This window comes from Sphingorhabdus sp. Alg231-15, assembly GCF_900149705.1.
Classification (GTDB): Bacteria; Pseudomonadota; Alphaproteobacteria; order Sphingomonadales; family Sphingomonadaceae; genus Parasphingorhabdus.
Genome location: NZ_LT703001.1, coordinates 3,137,800 through 3,158,284 on the forward strand (window position 1 = coordinate 3,137,800; position 20,485 = coordinate 3,158,284).

Here is a 20,485-nt window from a genome sequence, read left to right on the forward strand (position 1 = left end):
ACGAACGCTATCCAATTACCCGGAGAAGGCATAAAAATGTTTTTCGGGCAAGGTTAGAATTCTCCCGCTATGCCAAACCGTGCGGCAGTATTTTTGCCACCCGCAAAAGATACGCCGCCAGTCAGGGCAAACGGATTATCCGTATCTAGGCGATGAGCGACCGAAAAACCGATTGCTACCTCGCCGCGGTAAACAGATCCGTTCGCGGTATAACTGGTCTTGCCGGGTGTTGAAGGCAAAGGTGCTGTCGTCAGTGCAACGGCAGCTGCGATGCCCCGATTGGTTTTGCGTCGTTCCATCGATGCCAGATCAAAAAGCTCGGTGACTTGACCCTCCAGCCCAGTAACTCTGCCCCCGAGATTAACGAGGCCGCCGACATCGAGAGAAGTGGCGCCGAGATTGCCAGCGGCATCAGTGGTCACGAGACTGAGTGCACCTTCTTGTGCGGCCTGACTGGCTGCTGAAGTAATCCCGGAGATACGGACCGTTCCATTCTCGCCGCCCAATGCGATCAGGTTATCGCGATCGGCAACAGCACCGGGGCCGATGGCAACAGCGCCATTGCCTATGGCCGAAGCGCCGTTGCCTAGGGCGATGGCCCCATTGCCATTGGCCACGTTGAGATTGCCAATGGCCACCGCACCTGTTCCGATTGCGTTGTTGTCGGCCCCCAGCGCCACAGCGCCGGTGCCGGTTGCGAAATTCGGATCACCAATCGCCACAGCGCCATTGCCGGAAGCGACATTGCTGGAGCCGATAGAGACAGCCTTGCCATTTATTGCCTGCGCGTTCGCACCAATGGCGACCGACTCTTCGCCGCTCGCTTCGCTGCCTGTGCCGATGGCCAAGGCATCCTGACCGGTGGCGCTGGCGCCTGATCCGCTGCTGTTGCTATCGAAATAAGCCAGTTCAGCGCTATTGGCATCGGCCTGAGCCAGCGCCCGGTTGGCATCGGTTTGCGCCTGCATAGCCTCCGTGCGCGCGGTATCTGCGCTGGCCTGTGCCTTGACCGCATTTTCAAAAGCCTCATCCGCCTTGGCCTGCGCATCAACCACACCCGCCCCGGCCTGATCGGCGGCCAGCTGCGCAGCGCGGGCATCTGCACGCGCGGTGTCGGCAGTCGTCTGGGCGGTTGCCGCGTTGGCAAAAGCCTCATCCGCACGGGTCTGCGCTGCCGCGGCTTCCGTGCGCGCCTGATCGGCCGTGGCCTGCGCATTGGTCGCCGCATTTGCCACAGCATTAACCTGTCCGACATTGGCCGCGTCGGTATTTTCGGTTCCCGCCGCAACGTTAGTGATTTGCCGTTCAGCGCCGGTACTCCCAACCGAAACCGTGTTGTCACGGTCGGCCACAGAAGCTGCGCCCAGCGCTACCGAATTCGCTGCTGTTGCCTGTGCATCACTGCCTAACGCAATGGCGTTTTCACCCGACGCCAGAGCGCCATCAGAATCCGGGTCGCCCCCGTCGCCGCCAATCGCTATCGAGCCATTGGCTTCAGCGTTACTGGAGGTACCGACAGCAATAGTCTGTCTGCCTGACGCGGTGCTTTCAAAACCCATTGCAGTGCTAAAAAGCCCACTGGCTTCACTATCAAAACCGGTCGCGGTACTGCCATCTCCGCTGGCCTCACTATCGCTTCCTGTAGTCGTGCTGAAGTCGCCCGATGCCTGGCTCCGGGTACCGATAGCTGTACTCCGCTCGCCAGAGGCAGTGCTGCGAAAGCCATTGGCTGTCGCCCGGAAACCACTGGCCGTACTTTGGAAACCCATAGCGGTACTGTCTTCCCCGATGGCCACTGCGCCCGAGCCAAAGGCGCTGGCGCTTTCACCCGAAGCCAGTGCGCCGTTGCCAACCGCAGTCGCCTGTTCACCGCTTGCTTGGCTATTGTCACCAATGGCTGTGGTGCTGCCCGCCGAGGCCACTGCCCCGTCGCCGCATTCAAGTGTGTCAGCAGGATCATCAGCGGTGCCCGGGATACCGTCAGGACCGGGATTGTTGCGACAGCCACTTGCGCCCGCCACTGCTATGGAGGCGTTGAGCTGTGCGAGATTGACAGCATCAGTGGCTTGCGTGCCCGCTGCAACATTCACGATCTGCCGCTCTGCACCCACTGCGCCGACCGACAGGGTTTCCTTACGATCAGCGAAGGAGCCAGCGCCCAATGCGATGGAGTTAAACGCCGTCGCCTGCGCATCATTGCCGAGGGCTACCGCATCCCCGCCGGAAGCAACTGCACCAAGAGTATCATCGTCCCCACCATCGCTGCCGATCGCTATAGACTGGTCACCGGTGGCATCGCTGTTTACGCCGATGGCCGTGCTGTTTAGACCGGCTGCGCTGCTACTATTTCCAAGTGCGGTGCTACGGTCACCGGCGGCATCACTGAAAGACCCGATGGCGGTGCTGCGATCACCGGCGGCATCACTGCTTGATCCGATGGCCGCACTGTTGTCACCGGTGGCGTCACTAAATGAGCCGATGGCGATGCCTTCTACACCGCTGGCCTCACTGAAATCGCCAATTGCAATGCCCTCTTCACTGCTGGCATTACTGAATGAGCCAATGGCGATCGACTGACGACCCCTGGCCTTACTGAAATCGCCAATGGCGATGCCCTCTATACCGCTGGCCTCATTGAAATTGCCAATTGCAATGCTGCTTTCACCGCTCGCCTCACTCCTTGTACCGATTGCGGTGCTGCCTTCACCGCTGGCCTCACTCCTTGTACCGATTGCGGTGCTGTCTTCACCACTGGCCTCACTGCTGGCCCCAAAGGCGCTCGCTTCGTTTGCGCTTGCGACGGCATCATTGCCAACAACCGTGCTGTCCCTCGCTGAAGCAACGGCACCGAGAGTATCAGTATCCCCTCCATCCGAGCCTATCGCGATTGATCTTGCACCTGTGGCCTCACTGTTATTCCCGATGGCCGTGCTGTTTAGACCGCTTGCCGCGCTATTGTCGCCAATTGCGGTGCTGAGAGCCGCTGAGGCCGCTGACCCATCGCCGCATTCCAGCGTACCGGCGGGATCGTCGGCAGTGCCCGGGATACCGTCAGGACCGGGATTGTTGCGACAGCCACTTGCGCCGGCCACTGCGATGGAGGCATTGAGCTGGCCAAGGTTAACGGCATCGGTATTCTCGGTGCCTGCCGCAACGTTGGTTATCTGCCGCTCACCGCCGACAAAGCCGACCGATAAAGTGTTGGCGCGATTAGCAATGGATCCAGCGCCCAGCGCCACCGAATTAATCGCCGTTGCCTGTGTTTCATTACCGATCGCAATCGCGCCCCTGGCGGATGCGGTAGCGGCAAGAGCGCCAATATTGTTGGGATCGTCGCCATCTGCACCAATAGCAATAGACTGGTCACCGCTGGCAACACTTCTTGAACCGATGGCGGTGCTGCGGTCTCCATTAGCGGTACTGGCGAACCCATTAGCGGTACTGTAAACACCGGTCGCCGCACTGGCATTGCCTAGCGACGTAGAACCAAAAGCGGTAGCTCGGCTTTCAGAACCTATTGCAGTACTTCGGATTGCGGTTGCATTGCTATCAACACCGTTGGCGGTGCTTAGAAAACCGCTAGCCACACTAACAGTTCCAGTGGCAGTGCTATCGCCGCCCGTTGCCTCACTAAAAGCCCCACTCGCGGTACTGTTTGCTCCGCTGGCTGTGCTTCTGACCCCGGTGGCAGTGCTTGTATCGGCGCTAGCTTCACTGGCCGCACCTGTAGCGGTACTATTGAGACCACTGGCGTCGCTGTTAGCACCATTTGCGGTACTATTGAGACCGCTGGCCTCGGCGTTAGAACCATTTGCGGTGCTGCCAGTGTTGCTAGCCAAGCTGGAGTAGCCAATGGCGGTGCTGTTGATGCCAGTTGCCCGGCTAGAAACGCCCGTAGCGGTGCTTCGGTCGCCAAGGGCCCGACTGAAAGTTCCGGTCGCAGTGCTACTTTCTCCTCTAGCTGCACTAGTACTACCAGTGGCAGTGCTGTTCGCACCGGTGGCGTCGCTAGAGGCACCGGTAGCAGTGCTTTGGGAACCACTGGCCTCACTGAAGTTGCCGGACGCGGTGCTGTTGGCACCGCTCGCTTCGCTGAGAGCGCCAGTGGCCGTGCTGCCCGCACCGCTAGCCTCGCTCTCGCCCCCGATGGCGGTGCTGCGAAAGCCGGATGCCGTGCTTGAAACGCCGACTGCGATTGCGTTTGATTCACTAGCAGTGCTGCCCTCTCCAACAGCCGTAGCTCCAAATTCAGTCGCCGCGCTGCCAGAGCCAATCGCAACGCCTTGATTGCCGCTTGCCGTACTGTTTGCGCCAATCGCAGTGCTATCCCTACCGGCAGCTGATGCTCCAACGCCGCAAGCTAGGCGATCATCAGCTCCAGATGTCGTGGCACCGCCGTCATTATCGGTACCCCCATCCACCTCGCCATTATTATTGCGATCGAGCAGGCAGGTTTCCGCCGAAGCAGGGTTGGCGGCGGTCAGCGCCGCGATGCTGGTTGCGAGTAAAAGACTGCAGCGGATGGTTCTGATTGAAGAGGTCATGATGCAAATTCCTTGATTGGGGTGAGCGCCATTACGGCGGCTTGGCGGGCGGATCGGCCCGATAATATTTGTGGGATATCTGGAGCGCTTGGTGGGCACGGGCGAAATGGACGGGACACCGGGGAGCACCCCGCCCATTCCCGCGGGTGCCTACTCATGCCCCCTCGACATCGAGCCTCGATGGCTCGAATCTCGGTCGTGCGACAGCGCGTAAAATAGTGACTCATATGGTCCTCCCCGGTGCTTTCAAACCGCCGGTCTCTGGTCGATAACCGGCGTAGAAATGGAGGCAGCGACGATGACCGGCGCTGGGCCGAGTCCGTCCGTTTGCAATATGCCGTTTCCAGCCATTGCACTGCCGATCCGTTTCTGAGATGATGTAAACAGCGGTAAAGGGAAGAAAAAAGGGGGCGGGGTCAGATTGTCCGAAATGCATCCAATTTTGTCCGAAATATGGTGTTGCCGGCCTCAGGGACCAATCAAGACACGCTTCATATGCAGGCTTTTGAGCGAATCACGGTGACCGGATTTGCACATAAGAGTGGGTTTATTTTGCTGGCGATGGCGATCAGCTTGATCTGGTCTTCCGAGAGCCGCGCGCAGGCTGGTCATGCAGACTGCATCCGTGGTGGAATTGACCTTAGTGAGAATGATCGGCCCGCTGCCAACAGTCTGGCAGATTTACCGGACGGACAGTTAAAGCCCCTTGCGGCCAGCTATTTTCTCGATCCAGCGGGAAACATCGGCGCGGACAGCATAACAAGCGAGGACTTTACCTTTACGCCTTGCCAAGAGCAATTTGACATTGCGCGAGCCCCAGGGGCCTTGTGGCTGAAATTCACAGCCCGCAACCCCCATGCGGATGAAAAAATGTGGGGCATATCCCTCATGGAAACCGTGATGGATGATGTGACCTTGTTTCAGGCGCAAGGCGACACGCTGGTCCAGATAGCAAGAGACGGCCGGACCATCCCAGCAGCGCAAAGCGACAATGACAGGCTGCAAACATCTGTCTCCTTCCGCATCGAGCCGGGTCAGGAAGAAACTTACTATGTCCGTGTTTCGGGCACCTATGCGCCATCCGTCACGCCAGTCATCGGATCGGTCAATCTGCTGTCGAACTGGTCAAGCGGGTTTACCGCCATATCGGCGGTGATGCTGGGCTTTTGCATCATCATGACGCTATTCAGCCTAATATTGTTCCGGCACATTCATCCGCGTTTTTATCAGTTTTATACCGCCTATCTGATCGGGATGTTTTTCATGACCTTTCTATTTGACGGGTGGCCGCATGTCCTGTTCGGTTCAACTGTTTCTACACAGCAATGGAAGCCGTTTATCGAATTGGCATCCGGTCTGGTGATGATCGCCAATATTCAATATTGCCGGATACTTCTGACCATCGACACCGATCCGCAGCAAAGAAAGCAGGCCGTATTTCATTGGCTCACCGGCCTTGGCGTGATTGGCACTATCTGGGCCATGATCGACCCGTTGGACTGGGGAACCCCGGTTTCGATCTTGCTCATCATCAACCCGTTTGTTCTTCTCTATGTGTCAGGGCGAAAGATGCTTGATGGAGTGAAACAGGCTGTCCCGGTTTTTGCGTCCTTGTTCGCGCTCAGCATCGGCCTTTTCGCGTCGCTCTATTTTTTCAAATTTCCAGTCCGGATCACGGAAACCAGCTCAGCCTTTGACCTAATCATGATGCGGCCGATTACGTTGAGTTATACCAGCTCGACGATCGTGGAAGCGATATTCATGATGGTTGCCATCTCCATCATGATCACTGCCATGCAGCGGCAAAGAAACGCCGCCGTGACGGAAGCGATCAAGCTGCGAGATGAGATAGACGTCTCTCAACAGCAGGATGAACCCGCACAGCCCAACGCGGACGACGCGGGCGATACGCTCAATGCCCTTCTCGCAAGCGGCCTCGACAAGAAACTACTCCAACCAGCAGGGCAGGGCTTTTTGGACCGGGCTACCCAATCAGTGATTGATAATGTGAAACAAAAGGGTTTCGGCGCACAAACATTAGCATCGGAATTGGGCATCACCGAAAAAACTCTTGGCCGCCGACTCAAAAAATCACAGGGCCTTGCTCCGGCCGCATTCATCCGATCGATCCGCTTAAGCTACGCCCGCGATCTTATCCTGCTACGTCAGTTCGAAACAGTTGCCGAAATTGCCGACGCTTCGGGGTTCTCAAGCGTTAGCCATTTCGCCAAATTGTACCGACAGGAATTCAAGGAAACACCCGGCGAGGCGTTCAAATCACTAAAAGCTATGGTATAATTCCTGCCGCGATAATGTCTGAAGCAGAACACCTAGTTTTCATGAGCCGGATATCTAAGGGATTCCGATGCATTGGTTGAAGATACTCCTGGGTCATTTCATCAAATAATCGGAGCATAGCATAACGTCCGCTTTCGGGATATTACGGACAAAATAAACATCGCTTGGAGAAGCATTCTTTCATACTATAAAACCAAAATATGATCAGCGAAAAACAGTCACTATTGCACCCGCTCGTTAAAGGAACCTTGGTTGTTTTGGCTGGCATGATTGCTTTAAACATGTTGCTGATACTCTCTGGTCGTGTGGTGCTTGTGGATAGCGCCGTAGTAAGAGCGACCAGCATTGATGACGAATGGACTTACATGGAGTGTACGTATTTCACTGGGAAAACGTTTCGTACAGAGGAAATCAATTTGGATGACCCCGAATCTGAATCGCTCGACTGTCCCTTTGTTACAAAGCGAATGTAAGCTTGAATTACTATCGTTCGTTCGACGCGTGATCCATTCAATGTCCGCTTTCGGGATATAGCGGACATTAGCATTGCGACTGCATCGTCCCGAATTCGACTTTTTGAATGGCAGTTCTTTGAGATCTGCTTAGAGTTTAACAGAATCAATTGACTAAAGGCCCAAATTCTTAACGCAAATTAATAGGGGCCATATTGGGGGCCACTCTTTAGGCAGGATTCATTATGTACAATAGTATCAAATGCTTAATTGCCAAAAACGAGTCCTCTAAGCCACCACGCAGTTCACGATTTTCGGTACTCTCCGTATTGTGCCTGTGAAAGCACAAATTCGCGCTATTTCTTAGTGGCATAGGCCACACCCTGACTCAAAGTTGACTATCAGAGGCCATTTGTCGGTCGCGGAACTGCGCCAATATGGCCGATCGTCTCAGAGGGCCAATTCGTGGCTGTCAGATGCAGATGGTGATTCAGGTTTGAAAAATCAGGCGAGCCCGAACATTTTCCGCTACCGAAAAGGTTGATAATGTCCGGTATGTTAAATTCACGTATTCTTAAAAAAAACTCGCAATCAGCCCGTTTTCAAAGATACCCTGACACCTGCAAATTGGCTTCTCGAGCCCAGCTGTTCACCACCGACCACTCGTGGGCAGTGGGGTCTCGGTTTGCCAAACCACGGCATTGAACAATCATTCCATTGCTATCGACTTCTACGGTCTGACGGCGTTCAAGCTTTTGATCATCGACTCCCACCGCCAAGCTCCAAATAGTGCAATAACCCCGAGCACAGGACCAGTGATAGCTAGCTACACAGTGGCGCAGGTCATCGCTTTCAACTTGCAGATCTTTTGCAGACAGGAGCTGCCTTAACACCCATCGTTCGGTTTTATCGCCGCGGCGTTTTTCAATGACAATGCCGTCGAAAGGAGCTCTTTCATATTGACCGGAAGGTAAGTTTCGCAGCTTTCCAAGGCTTTGATGCCATGCATCGACCTGCTTGAGCAGTGTATCTACCGTTCGACCATTCATCGACAAACTAGGTTGCGCGGGAGGATCAGCCGGTTGATTTTGCGATCCCGGACAATGTTTTTGATGATGTGGATGGTGACACGCTGACCATTACCGCAAGTTTGGCAGATGGGAACGACTTGCCTCTCTGGCTCAATTTCGATGGTTCGCGCTTCACCGGACAACCTCCACTCGACTTCAATGGGGTCATTCAGATCACGTTGACTGCAAGTGACGGTATCCTTGAGGTGAGCGACAATTTCGCGCTCTCGATCACTCCTGAAAATGACCCCCCCGTCGTTTTGACACCTTTGTCTGACGTTTCGGCGGCTGAAGATAGCTTCGTGGATATCTTGATTCCCGAGAACACTTTCTTCGATGTCGACGGCGATTTTCTCACTTTGACAGCATCGCTGGCTGATGGCTCCGAGCTTCCCGCCTGGTTGAGCTTTGACGGCAGTCGACTGACCGGTATACCTCCTCAGGATTTCAACGGTGATATCAGTATCGCGATAACGGCCAGCGATGGTTCGCTCGAAATCACTGATATTTTCAATCTGACGATTGATCCGGTGAATGATGCGCCAATTGTTCTGACACCAATTTCAGACAAGGCTTCTCCGGAAGATATGATGGTAAATATAGCATTACCAACAAATATCTTTGGTGATGTCGATGGCGATAGTCTTGCATTGACCGCAAATCTCCAGGATGGATCCGATCTGCCGGTTTGGCTCAGTTTTGATGGTGTTCGTTTTACAGGTGTTCCGCCTCAGGACTTCAATGGGGTATTGCGTATCACAGCATCCGCTAGCGATGGCTTGTTGGAAACCAGCAGCACATTCGAACTAGCGATTGAAGCCGTTAACGACGCTCCGGTTGTGTCGCTTGCATTGGCCGATCAAAATACTGCTGAAGATCAAGCAATAGATATCGTGCTGCCAGAGAACGTTTTCTCCGACGTTGATGGTGATGATCTTATTGTCTCTGCAAGGCTTGCTGATGGCGCCGCGCTGCCAGCTTGGTTGAATTTTGACGGCTTCCGCTTTACCGGAACTCCGCCTCAGGATTTCAATGGTACTTTGGATATCGAAGTTACTGGATCTGACGGCAGTTTGAATGCGACCAGCGTCTTTGCTTTGACTATTGATCCAGTAAATGATGCGCCGGTCCTTCTGACACCGATCGCTGATCAAATTGGAACTGAAGATACGGCGATATTGATCGCACTGCCCGACGATATGTTCGCCGATATTGATGGTGATTTGTTATCGGTAACGGCAACCCTTGGCGACGGCACGGTGCTTCCCGCTTGGTTGAGTTTTGATGGTGCCCGGTTCATGGGAACGCCGCCGCAGGATTTCAACGGAACGATTGATTTGCGAGTGACTGCATCTGACGGAAATCTAACCGTTAGTGATGATCTGCGTTTAACTATTGAAGCGACTAATGATGCGCCTTTGGTCGGTTTGGAACTGGCCAACACTGGCGTCATCGAAGATCAAGCCTTTGAAGTCACACTACCTGAAAATGCTTTCGTTGATGTTGACGGAGACGCACTCACATTATCGGCTTCTTTGCTGGACGGATCTCAACTTCCTATTTGGCTAACCTTCAACGGGACATCCTTTACCGGCACGCCGCCTCAGGATTTCAATGGTAGTCTTGAGATCAATGTGACCGCAAGTGATGGAATTCTGGAAGCCAGTCAGAGTTTTACTCTGGTGGTCGTGGCAGACAATGATGCTCCTGTTCTTATCACGCCAATTGCTGATCAGAATTCCGATGAAGACAGTAGTCTCGAGATCGCATTGCCGGATGGATTATTTGGGAATGTAGACGGGGATGATCTGACGCTTTCAGCACGCCTTGCTGATGGAAACCCGTTGCCTTCATGGTTGGCATTTGATGGGAGCATATTCTCGGGAACACCTCCTCAGGATTTCAATGGTGAAGTTGAGATCGCAGTCATCGCCAGTGATGGCGAATTAGAAGTCAGCGATAATTTTACTCTCACAATCAACGCGATTAATGATGCTCCTGTCGTTGATATGGCACCCAGCAACTACGTCGGTCTCGAAGACTTTGCGATAGATGTCGTGTTACCCGCAGACAGTTTCGCTGATGTCGACGGCGATGTGTTGACACTAAGTGCTACCTTGGCCGATGGGACGGAATTGCCTAACTGGCTTAGCTTTGATGGATCAAGCTTTACGGGAACGCCGCCTCAAGATTTCAATGGTACGGTAGATATTGATATTGCTGCGACCGATGGCCAACTGACTGTCAATCACGCATTCCGCCTCAGCATTGATCCCGTTAATGATGCACCCACATTAGTGTCTCTGGCTGATTTGTCCTCTGACGAAAATCAGGCGTTTGATATTCCGCTGGCCGCAAGCTCCTTTGCCGATGTTGATGGCGATGCGTTAACATATACGGCGACACTGCTCGGCGGGGATCCTCTGCCGACATGGATCAATTTTGATGGGACCCGCTTCACTGGCACAGCTCCTGAAGACTCAAGCGGTGTCTTGGAAATCGAGGTGACCGCAAGCGATGGCGCTTTGAATGCCGCTGGCAGCTTCATATTTACCATTGATCCTGACAACCAAGCACCAATTGCTGTTGATGACGACATCTTCCTTTCCGAAGGCGGCGATGAGCTGACGATCTTGCAATCGAGCCTGCTCGACAACGATAGTGATCCCGATGGTGATACGCTGGGCGTAGTATCAGTCACCGACGGAGCTAATGGCACCGTGGGTTTCGATGCTGACGGCAACATCGTCTACACACCAAATGCTGGTTTCCAGGGTGACGACAGCTTCACATATACAATCAGCGATGGTGAGCTTACTTCGACCGCCACTGCCCAGCTGCGCGTCGATGACCCATTTTCTGGCTGGCGTCAGGGTACAGAAGGCAATGACTTCCTGTTTGGCAATTTCTTCCGCGCCAACGAAATTTTTGGACGCGACGGTAGAGATTATATCTTTGGTGGTTTCCGCGCTGATTACCTAGCTGGCGGCGATGGCAATGACCGCGTATTTGGCCTTTTCGGCAATGATCACCTCTGGGGTAATGGCGGCGACGACAAGCTCTATGGAGGTTTCGGAACCGATACAGCTTATTTCAGCGGCAATAGTGCAGAATATGAACTGCAAACTCAAAATGGTGGTTTTTATGTTCGTATCCGTGATGAAGAACCTGGCGTAAACGGCGATGACGGCCGTGATCAGTTATACAGTGTCGAACGCCTTGCATTTGCCGATGAGACTATTTCGGTCGCCTCACCGATCATCCTTGATCTGGATGGCGATGGTTCTGAATTTGTATCAGCCTCACAGAGCAATGCTTTGTTCGATCTCGATGGAGATGGCGTTCTAGATGACACTAGCTGGATTGGTAGTGGGGATGCGTTTCTATTCCTCGACCGCGACGGAGATGGCTTTGTAAGCGGTGTCAATGAAATCAGTTTCATTGATGACGCGAAAGAGGCCAAATCTGACCTTGATGGCTTAAGAGCTTTTGATAGCAATAGTGATACTATCCTTTCAGCAGATGATGCCCGGTTCTCTGAATTCGGTGTCTGGCAGGATATTAACACCAATGGCGCAGTGGATGCTGGTGAGACGTTCAAACTGGAAGATGCCGGGATTGTGTCGATTAACCTCAATGCAACAGCAACAGAATCTGACTTTACTTTAGGTGACGTTGCGGTCGCTAATCAGGGAACATTCACCAAAGCAGATGGATCTACTGGTGGCTTTGCCGATGCTGCTATTACCTTCTTCCAAAAAGGTGTTCCCGAATTACCACTGGTTGGGTTTAGCTCTGAGTCCTTTGGGCGCAAGTCGAAGAAATATCGTCTCTACGCCCAAAACGGCGAATTGATGATCGGCTCCAAGAAAACCGTCATGGGATCATTGGACAGCGCAACCGTTTTGAACTTCAAGAACCGGGATATCGGATTGCTAGCGCCCATTGTATTAGATTTGGATGGCGATGGAGTTGAGCTGAGGAGCTACAAGAAGAGTAAGGCCCGTTTTGACATTGATGGAGATGGTTCGCGCGACAATACCGGCTGGACAGGAAAAGGTGACGGCTTCCTTGTCATTGATAGAAACAACAATGGCTTGATCGACAATGGCGCTGAACTAAGCTTCCTAACCGAAGCGCCGGGTGCCAAGAGTGATTTACAAGCGTTGTCGGCGCTTGATAGTAATGGTGATGGCGTCATCTCCAGTCTCGACTTGCGCTTCCGTGAATTGAAAGTCTGGGTCGATCGCAATGATAATGGCGTAACCGATGCTGGTGAACTCGCCAATTTGAATGATCATCGTATCGCGTCTATCAGCCTGAATGGTCAGGCGACCAATGACCGCGTCAAAATCGGTAAAAATATTATACTAGCGACTTCTAGCTTTACGCGGACAGATGGGTCGACCGGTGCAGTTGGAGATGCTGTACTGGCCTTTAAGCCAGCTGGAAGACCGGAATCTCAAGTCCAATATTCGAATGGACCTTTCTCTCTTCAAAACTGGAAACGGGAAGGTTATTTGCAGGCCGCAGCTGAGATTGAGCCTGATGACGCGCAATTGACCGCGCTCAGGGCAGGCCTGAACAGTTCCACCGCGACAACTGAACAGAGTTTGCGATTTAACGTTCCGCAGGATGTGAATGTGTTTGATTATTTTGAGCAAACATCTTCAACGAATACGCGGCAGACTGGTCAGACATCCTCGTCAGAAGTTGCGGCACTAGGCGAGAGCGTTGTCACTGCTGCAATGGTAGCCAAAGAGTCGATCAGCTCAACCGCCGATGTAGTTTCTAAAGAACCAATAAGAAATATTGATGCAGACTTGTCAAAGTTAGCATTGATGACACAGGATATGAACGCATTTGGTACAAAATCAGCTGCAGAGAGCAACTCGGAGCGTCAGAGATCCGCGTCAATACCTGATCTTTTCGCGGCCTAGCGACAATGGTTCTGAGGCGATTCATTTTTTGACAAGCTGCAGGAGATAGCGGCCCGGCGTAGCCATCGGCCCTGCTGCTTCCGATCCATTAGCGTCCGCTGCACAAACCGCTTTCCTACCGACCACCTGTGCTGCTAACACCAGTGTCAGGAGAACAGATGGCGCAGGAGAAAGCTTTGGCAGCGACACCAGCCAACGAAGAAGAGCGCCGGCTATCTGACGGAAATCCCGTCAGCAAATTCTATGGCTGGAACAACGCGGCGCTTTTGTTCTTCATCCAGTTTGCTGCCTCCGGCTTTGTCTATTTTGCCTATGCCGCAATTTTCCCGGCGATGGTCGAGGATATGAACTGGAACCGCGGTGATGCGTCCATCGCGCATAGTCTCAGCTTTCTGATCTTGGGGTTGAGCTATCCAGTGACCGCCTGGATGATCGGAAAACGGGGCGTAAGATTCACTTTGACAACCGGTCTGGTGCTAATGCTGGCCAGTCTTTTGATGACTGTCTTTTTCGTGACCAAAATCTGGCACTGGACCCTGATTTGGGGATTGTTCATGGGAATGGCCAATGCACTGGCCGGACCCCTGTGCGGACAAACCGTGGTCATCAACTGGTTCAGCGCCAAACGGGCAACGGTGCTTGGAATCATCCTCACCGGCAATGCGCTCGGAGGTTTTTTTGCGCAGCCAATACTGATTCGGGTGATGGAGCTATTTGGCAGCTGGCAATCAGGATGGCTGGTGAGCGCTGCAGCCGTTGTCGGTGCGCTGCTATTGACTCAGTTCATTGTGAATCGACCCGGGGATATTGGACAGCACCCCGATAATTTTGATCCGCTTGCGACCCGCGCAGACACACACAAGCCTGCGCCCAAACCGCGCACCTATCGCAGTGATCGGAACTGGACCGTTCGCGAAGTCTTTCGAACCCGCGCAGTTTATTTCATCATGACCATCAGCGTTACTTATCTGGGCATCGGGACCTTCCTGCTCACCCATGGCTCGCTCTACCTATCGGATATCGGCATTTCGAAAATTCAGACCGCCTCTATCGTCAGTGTCTTCATCATTGGTAGCGGGCTGGGCCGCATACCGGCGGGATGGCTCGGCGACCGTTTCGAACTGCGCTGGTTGATGGCGGCGATGATGGCCGCGATGCTGGCGTCTTTCATTATGTTATGGACTCTTACCAGCCTGGTCGGCCTTGGCTTTGCCGCCTTCCTGCTCGGGCTGTGTTATGGCGGATTTTTTGCGCTGTCTCCCGCCCTCACCAGCAATTTTTTCGGGCAGGAAAGCTTTGCGAAAATCAACTCGGTATTTGCGCCGCTGCTTTTGCCCTTCGTCGCGACGGCACCGGCAGGCGCAGGCTATATTTTCGATATATATGGCAGCTATGACCTGGCGTTCTTGATAGGTTCGATTCTGTTGGGCCTGTCTCTGATCTCCGCCATTTGTCTGACGCCACCACAACATAAGGCCGCGTCCGAGGGCGCTTAGACTTTCCCGTCGCTCGACAATAGAGCTGCAATTGGTTTGGTGCCTTTGCGGCCAGCCAATATGATCATCAATATCGTCGTAAACGGCACCGCCAGTATCGCACCGGGAATACCCCACAGCGTGCTCCATACGGAAAGCGCCACCAGCACCACCATCGGACTGAGGTTGACCGATTTGCTGAGCATGCGCGGTTCCACAACATTGCCGATGATCACCTGCGCTGCCGTCATCAGGCCGGTGGCGATTAACGGTACGGTCAGCGTGCCAAATTGCGCGACTGCGAACAGCGCCGGAAAGGCAACACCGACAATCGAACCGATATAGGGAATGTAATTGAGCAGACCGATTATGATCGCCCACAGCGCAGCATATTCGATACCGAGTGTCACCATGATGACCCAGCAGATTACGCCCAGCATGATGTTGATCAGTGTCTTGGTCGCCAGATAGCTGCCAATATCGTGGTTGATTCGCGCGATCATGTTCATCGTGTCTTTGGAATCACTTGCATTACCAAAGGCCCGCTGCACTTTTGCCGGAAAGCCGGTAATCTCGCTGAGCATGAAAGACGCGTAGAGGATGGTAATAAACACAAAACCACCAAAACTGGTCAGCGATGACAAGACCGATTGTGCGATCGCCGCGATATCAACTTCGGTCAGCAGCTTGGTGGCAAATTCGCTGACCGCTTTGACGACCGCGTCGCTGCCGCGATCGATCATCCGGCCGGGCGATGCCATCATATCGGCGACATCGGTCTGGACCGCCGCTGTCTCGGTGGGTGCCGGAAACCAGGTGGCAAACAAGTTTTCCAGATTGCTCTGATAGGTCGGCAGCGAGGGCACCAGAGTCTGCAAGCTGGCAACCAGCATCCGTGTCATCGCGAACAACAACAGGATTACCCCGACCAAGGCCAATGACGAGCGCACCCACATGGGTGAGCGCCCCAGACCAGGGATACGCGCTACGGCCGCGCTGGCAGAATATAATATCTGAAGCAGGATGATCGCTGTCACGATCGGCAGGATAATATCCTTGCCGACATAGAATAGCCAGCCAATCATGATGGTGATCCCGACCGAGAAAAATATCGTGCTGACGCGGCCCTGTAACATTATTCTAGATCACCATATTTTTGTGCTGACAAAAGCTCTTACAACCGGTTGATATACATAAAAATCCACCCTGTCATCCGAACAGTGCAGCAGCCAGTCCTGTAACATCTGCAAGCAATCGCGACTAGTATCTTGACGGCGCGCACCCTTCTCGGCCAATAGCCGATATGGCCGACGATATTTCTTCCCTTCCGCATGACGAACTGAGCCGCCGCGGCCTGCTGTTCGTCCTCTCTTCTCCCTCTGGTGCTGGCAAATCGACGCTCGCACGAATGCTGCTAGAAGCCGATGATCAGATCGCGATGTCGGTATCGGTGACCACCCGTCCACAGCGCCCCGGTGAAGAACATGGCGAGGACTATTATTTTGTCAGTGGCGAGGAGTTTGAAGAGATGGTCGCGGATCATTCCTTCCTTGAATATGCCACCGTCTTCGGCAATCGCTATGCAACGCCAGCCGCGCCGGTTCAAAAGAATCTGGAAGATGGACAGGACGTTCTGTTCGATATTGACTGGCAGGGTACCCAGCAGCTCTATCAACGCGCCGGCGAAGATGTCGTCCGCATCTTCATCCTGCCGCCCTCACTCGCCGAGTTGCGAGAGCGGCTGGAGGCCCGGGCTACCGACAGCAACGAAATCATCGACAGCCGCATGCAGCGTGCAGCCAGCGAAATCAGCCATTGGGACGGCTATGACTATGTCCTGATCAACGACGATCTCGATGCCTGTTTTGCGAAGGTTAAACAAATACTGGCCACCGAACGAATGCGTCGGTCGCGGCAAACAGGACTAATCGGGTTTGTCCGGGATTTGGTTGCGCAAGAGCGGAGCTAAGCCTTAATCACTTTTCAGTTCGCTTGACATATGTCCCGTCAAATATAGTTGCCCAGGTTTTTCCGCCATCTGTCGAGCTTTGCCAATGCTGGCGCACATTTTCGACAACCGTGCCATTGCGCTTTGGTGTCCAGGTGATCCGATTAATCGGAGATCCGTTAACATAGCCAGGCCAGTTGGCGTTGCTTAGCACCATTTCCCCGCGCGCATTGAGGCCGCCGGCGATGAATAGCGCGGTGCCGTCGGCACCCATCCAGGTCTGGTGCCAGCTTTTGCGGACAGCATCATAAAAGCTCATGCTCATTCCGGTATAACCGCCTTGCGTCTTATAGTCTTCGCGAATGACACAGCCGCCATGCTGCGCACTGATGCTATTGATTCCGGTAGGTGTCTCTTTGCCTGCAGACGTGACATCCCAGACCCCGATCCAGAAATCAAAAGCACGGTGATCGGCACTCGCACAAGGCGGGGGTGGCTTTTGCGCTGTGGGTGGATTGGCTGCCGCTGATTGCGCAAAGCCAGACGTGGAAAAAACAGGGGATGATGCCAATAACGCCGCAAACAAAGCGCAGATTAGGGGTAGGGCGCTTCGGGTATCAGAACCGGGGCTGCCGGGCCGGGAAAAGGAGCATGCCCATGCGGTAGGCAAAAATTCCCGAAATACCAATTTACGAACCACGTTTGTCATATGGCACCATCCCCCTTTTTTAAAGCCGCGTGGCGATCCGAATGGGTAACAATCAAAACCGCAATGTGGCTCCCCAGCAAATTATGCCAGAGGAGATTATGAAGGCAGTCGCTTTCGACGAAAAGATGATGCGCTTCGACAACCGTTTGGCACTATTGCCAAAAAAGCGGAAAAAGGGCCGAGGCGGCCACAAAAACATCCGAGAACCGGCATGAGTCACCGTTTCTTAAGGGCTTTACGGCATGGTAAATTTCCGAATTACCAGCTTTTTCCCGGCTTTTAGATGTGAGAAACGACGCGTGATCAACAGCACGGACAGTAAATGGCTTGTCAGCCGGCTTATTGCCGGTTTTCTGCTGTTTAGTGCCACCTATGCATTGATCAATCAGCTACCGCTCACCCAGACGATCCTGTATCGCGCGGCGGCCCATGACTATGCCAGTGCCATTTGGGCGGCGCTATCCTTTGCGCTGCAGGCTATAATCTTGCTGATCGCTACAATAGTGTTGCCGCGCCGCTGGTTTACCGTGCTGGTCATCGCAATGGCGATCTCCGCTGGCGTGAATATGGTCTACGGGCAGATTGTCGGCAATATGCTCGATATGCAAAAAACCGGCTGGCTGATGGCCGAAGCACGGCAAGCGGGCGACGCTGCCGGGGAATTTCTGATGCCTCTGGGCATTGCGCTAGGTAAGCTCATCCTGGCGATGCTTTTGCTGATTGGCGCGCGGAGGATCATGCGTCCTTCAGTGCCGAAATTGGTACGGGCATTATCGTCCGGCAAAGGGTCACGCGTCGCGATCCTTATTCTGCTCGCTGTGCCATCTCTGTTATGGCCTTCCCTGAATCTCTATCCGCTGGCGGCAGAGCGCAATCTCTATAATTTTGCGGCGACCATCTGGACCGCCGATCCACCACCGCCGCGTGCACAAGTCTCGCCAGTGCCGGATAAGAATGGCGGCATCCGCAAGATCATCTGGCTGATCGATGAGAGTATTTCCTATCCGGCGTTTCAGCAGATCATCCGACCCGATCTGGCGACGACAGCGCTTATCGATTTTGGCGAGGCCGCATCGATGGGGCATTGCAGCACGCCGTCCAACGTCGCAATGCGATCTGGGGTCAATGTCCGCACCGTCGATAATCGTACAGATCTGCGCCGAACTCCCTCCATCTGGGCCTATGCGACCAAAGCAGGTTTTGCGACAAGCATGATCGACGGACAGGTAACCGGCCCGCCGCAAAACCTGTTACAGTCACCGGAACGCGCGTTGATAGACAGTTACCAGAATGCCGCCAGCGGCCTGAAAACCGATCTGACCATCGCCCGCTCGATCAACGCCAGCCTCAAGAGCGACGGAAAGCAGTTTACCTATGCGATCCTGCGCGGCGTGCATTTCCAGTATCAGGATCATTATCCCAAAGGCGCTTTGCCTCAGGGCAGCAGTACGCAGGCACAATATGAAAAGGCGATTGCCTATTCGAAGAAGGATTTTTTCGCCACTTTACTTGACGGCGTGGATCGCTCTGAGGTCGCAATATTCTACACGTCCGACCATGGTCAAAATATCGCCGATGGCGTCACACCCCATTGCAGCGGGAGCCCGGTAAAGGCCGAATTTTCAGTCCCGCTTGTCGCCTTTCTGCCGTCGGAAATCGCAGAGAGCTACAAAACGGAGGAGGGCGGACGCAGTCTCAGCCAGCTATTCCCAACCACGCTCGCGCTGATGGGCTATGATACGGACTATGCAACGGAAAATTATGATAATATCCTAAGCACACCGACCGTACGTTATGTCTGGTTCGGTCGTGGTGTCGTGCCCGTAAAGAACGGCGGCGCAATTGATGTGCAGACAGGGCAAGATTTCCCCGGCCGATGATTTACCTTTAGCCTCCAGCCTGCAGGTTCATAAAGGCCACGAAACTGGGATCAGGATATAATATCTTCACCGTCTCGCGGATCACCTTCTGACCATTGGCACCATTGGTAAAGATCACGGCGCCGGTTTTGTTGACAGGGTCAAAAAAGCCCAAAGTCCGCTCCCCGATATCACCACCGCCGTGCATGACAATCACATTATCCGCCGTATGATAGACATTCCAACCACCGACAAAGCCAAGGCTTTTCGGGCAGACCTCCGCCGCCAAGCGCCCCTCGCCGCAAATCTGACCGCCAAGATTTTCCTTGGCCGTCCAATAGGCTTCGTCGGATCTGGCATCCACCGGATTGGCCATCACCCAGGTCAGGAAGCGGGCATAGTCACCGATGGTAGACCAGACGTCATCCGCCGCATTCCAGTCCTTGCGTACGGTGGCATGGGCATGCTCACCCTTGCGATTGCGCGACATGGCGATCCGTCCGGCAAACCAGGGTTTTTCTGTAAAGCTGCTTTCGGTCATGCCCGCTGGTTCGAATATCTGCTGGGCGACAAGCGTTTCCAGCGGCAGGTTCATTTTCTTCTCGGCAAAGCGGGCCATATATTGAAACCCCTCGCCGGAATATCCGAACTTGCTGTCCGGATCATTTTTAAACGTCAGCACATCCTTGGTCTGGTAACGCCAATTGGGAAAACCCGTGCGATGGACCAGCGCCATCCGCGGAGTCAGAAGCTTGTGCCGGGGATCGGATTTAATATCAGGATCAACCCAACTCCCCGCCATCGGCTCGTCGAGCGTCAAGGCACCGCTCTTGGCAAGCCGCATCACGGTTTCCGCAACCAGTGGTTTGGTCATTGAAGCGATATTGTAAAGCGTCTTCGCAGACGCCGCCTTACCCGGCTGAGCATCACCATCAACATGGGTCCATGCAACCTTGCCATCGGCAATATAAGCAATAGCCGCGCTCGGGACATCATATTCCGCAAGCCATTCTGGGAGCTTCTCTGAGATTTTGCTTTTGAGAACAGCAGCACCCTCATTTTGCTTCATGGTGAGTGACTTCACCTCAGAAGCTGGGCTTTCCGGGGCCGTACCAGCCATGGCCGGTCCAGACATTGTCGCGACCACGAATAACGTCGAACCAATAGACAGAAACTTTTTCACGGGCAGA

12 protein-coding genes and 1 pseudogene are annotated in these 20,485 nt (G+C 53.9%); 8 read left to right on the forward strand and 5 right to left on the reverse strand.

All coding sequences use genetic code 11. The features are described from left to right. Positions 1 to 53: 53 nt before the first annotated feature. Positions 54 to 4,544: a beta strand repeat-containing protein gene (locus DG177_RS15370; RefSeq protein ID WP_337658923.1), complete on the reverse strand. Its 4,491-nt coding sequence runs from the start codon at positions 4,542 to 4,544 to the stop codon at positions 54 to 56. Between the two features lie 519 nt (positions 4,545 to 5,063). On the opposite strand from DG177_RS15370, the gene DG177_RS15375 reads away from it, so the two are divergent. Both DG177_RS15375 and DG177_RS15380 read left to right on the forward strand, forming a co-directional pair. After that, positions 5,064 to 6,842 carry a helix-turn-helix domain-containing protein gene (locus tag DG177_RS15375; RefSeq protein WP_337658924.1) on the forward strand — a complete coding sequence of 593 codons (1,779 nt, stop codon included), beginning with the start codon at positions 5,064 to 5,066 and terminating at the stop codon, positions 6,840 to 6,842. A 200-nt stretch (positions 6,843 to 7,042) separates the two neighbouring features. Continuing rightward, positions 7,043 to 7,315, forward strand: a complete 273-nt coding sequence (locus tag DG177_RS15380; RefSeq protein WP_108812290.1) for a hypothetical protein — start codon at positions 7,043 to 7,045, stop codon at positions 7,313 to 7,315. A gap of 581 nt (positions 7,316 to 7,896) precedes the next feature. Here the strand turns inward: DG177_RS15380 and DG177_RS15385 are convergent. After that, the gene (locus DG177_RS15385; RefSeq protein ID WP_108812291.1) at positions 7,897 to 8,343 is read right to left on the reverse strand and encodes a PcfJ domain-containing protein; all 447 of its coding nucleotides are present in this window, start codon (positions 8,341 to 8,343) and stop codon (positions 7,897 to 7,899) included. 26 nt (positions 8,344 to 8,369) lie between these two features. Here DG177_RS15385 and DG177_RS17780 point away from each other — a divergent pair. The 3 genes and pseudogenes from DG177_RS17780 to DG177_RS15395 all read left to right on the forward strand — a co-directional run. Beyond that, a pseudogene (locus DG177_RS17780) lies at positions 8,370 to 10,067 on the forward strand (putative Ig domain-containing protein); the annotation flags it as partial. Further along, on the forward strand, positions 10,053 to 13,304 hold the full coding sequence (locus tag DG177_RS17785) for a tandem-95 repeat protein (RefSeq protein ID WP_443216442.1): 3,252 nt from the start codon (positions 10,053 to 10,055) through the stop codon (positions 13,302 to 13,304). The pseudogene DG177_RS17780 and the gene DG177_RS17785, both read left to right, overlap by 15 nt. Before the next feature lie 158 nt (positions 13,305 to 13,462). Then, positions 13,463 to 14,800 carry an MFS transporter gene (locus tag DG177_RS15395; RefSeq protein WP_108812293.1) on the forward strand — a complete coding sequence of 446 codons (1,338 nt, stop codon included), beginning with the start codon at positions 13,463 to 13,465 and terminating at the stop codon, positions 14,798 to 14,800. On the opposite strand, the gene DG177_RS15400 is transcribed toward DG177_RS15395, so the two are convergent. Then, the gene (locus DG177_RS15400; protein ID WP_108812294.1) at positions 14,797 to 15,915 is read right to left on the reverse strand and encodes an AI-2E family transporter; all 1,119 of its coding nucleotides are present in this window, start codon (positions 15,913 to 15,915) and stop codon (positions 14,797 to 14,799) included. The two genes, DG177_RS15395 and DG177_RS15400, sit on opposite strands and share 4 nt — an antisense overlap. A 167-nt stretch (positions 15,916 to 16,082) precedes the next feature. Here DG177_RS15400 and gmk point away from each other — a divergent pair, with 167 nt between their 5' ends. Continuing rightward, positions 16,083 to 16,748: a guanylate kinase gene (gmk, locus tag DG177_RS15405; RefSeq protein WP_108812295.1), complete on the forward strand. Its 666-nt coding sequence runs from the start codon at positions 16,083 to 16,085 to the stop codon at positions 16,746 to 16,748. 7 nt (positions 16,749 to 16,755) lie between these two features. On the opposite strand, the gene DG177_RS15410 is transcribed toward gmk, so the two are convergent. Next, positions 16,756 to 17,298 carry a hypothetical protein gene (locus DG177_RS15410; protein ID WP_337658925.1) on the reverse strand — a complete coding sequence of 181 codons (543 nt, stop codon included), beginning with the start codon at positions 17,296 to 17,298 and terminating at the stop codon, positions 16,756 to 16,758. 179 nt (positions 17,299 to 17,477) lie between these two features. Between DG177_RS15410 and DG177_RS17790 the strand changes: the two genes are divergently transcribed. Next, positions 17,478 to 17,651 carry a hypothetical protein gene (locus tag DG177_RS17790; protein ID WP_337658926.1) on the forward strand — a complete coding sequence of 58 codons (174 nt, stop codon included), beginning with the start codon at positions 17,478 to 17,480 and terminating at the stop codon, positions 17,649 to 17,651. An 84-nt stretch (positions 17,652 to 17,735) separates the two neighbouring features. Further along, on the forward strand, positions 17,736 to 19,316 hold the full coding sequence (locus DG177_RS15415) for a sulfatase-like hydrolase/transferase (RefSeq protein WP_337658927.1): 1,581 nt from the start codon (positions 17,736 to 17,738) through the stop codon (positions 19,314 to 19,316). A 7-nt stretch (positions 19,317 to 19,323) separates the two neighbouring features. On the opposite strand, the gene DG177_RS15420 is transcribed toward DG177_RS15415, so the two are convergent. Then, positions 19,324 to 20,478 (reverse strand): serine hydrolase, encoded by a 1,155-nt coding sequence (locus DG177_RS15420; protein ID WP_108812298.1) that lies wholly within the window; start codon positions 20,476 to 20,478, stop codon positions 19,324 to 19,326. Positions 20,479 to 20,485 lie beyond the last annotated feature (7 nt).

Bases quoted from the DNA above. Each gene is read 5' to 3' on its own strand.
- DG177_RS15370 (WP_337658923.1), bottom strand. From the start codon at position 4,544: ATGACCTCTTCAATCAGAACCATCCGCTGCAGTCTTTTACTCGCAACC.
- DG177_RS15380 (WP_108812290.1), top strand. From the start codon at position 7,043: ATGATCAGCGAAAAACAGTCACTATTGCACCCGCTCGTTAAAGGAACC.
- DG177_RS15385 (WP_108812291.1), bottom strand. From the start codon at position 8,343: ATGAATGGTCGAACGGTAGATACACTGCTCAAGCAGGTCGATGCATGG.
- DG177_RS15395 (WP_108812293.1), top strand. From the start codon at position 13,463: ATGGCGCAGGAGAAAGCTTTGGCAGCGACACCAGCCAACGAAGAAGAG.
- DG177_RS15400 (WP_108812294.1), bottom strand. From the start codon at position 15,915: ATGTTACAGGGCCGCGTCAGCACGATATTTTTCTCGGTCGGGATCACC.
- gmk (WP_108812295.1), top strand. From the start codon at position 16,083: ATGGCCGACGATATTTCTTCCCTTCCGCATGACGAACTGAGCCGCCGC.
- DG177_RS17790 (WP_337658926.1), top strand. From the start codon at position 17,478: ATGGGTAACAATCAAAACCGCAATGTGGCTCCCCAGCAAATTATGCCA.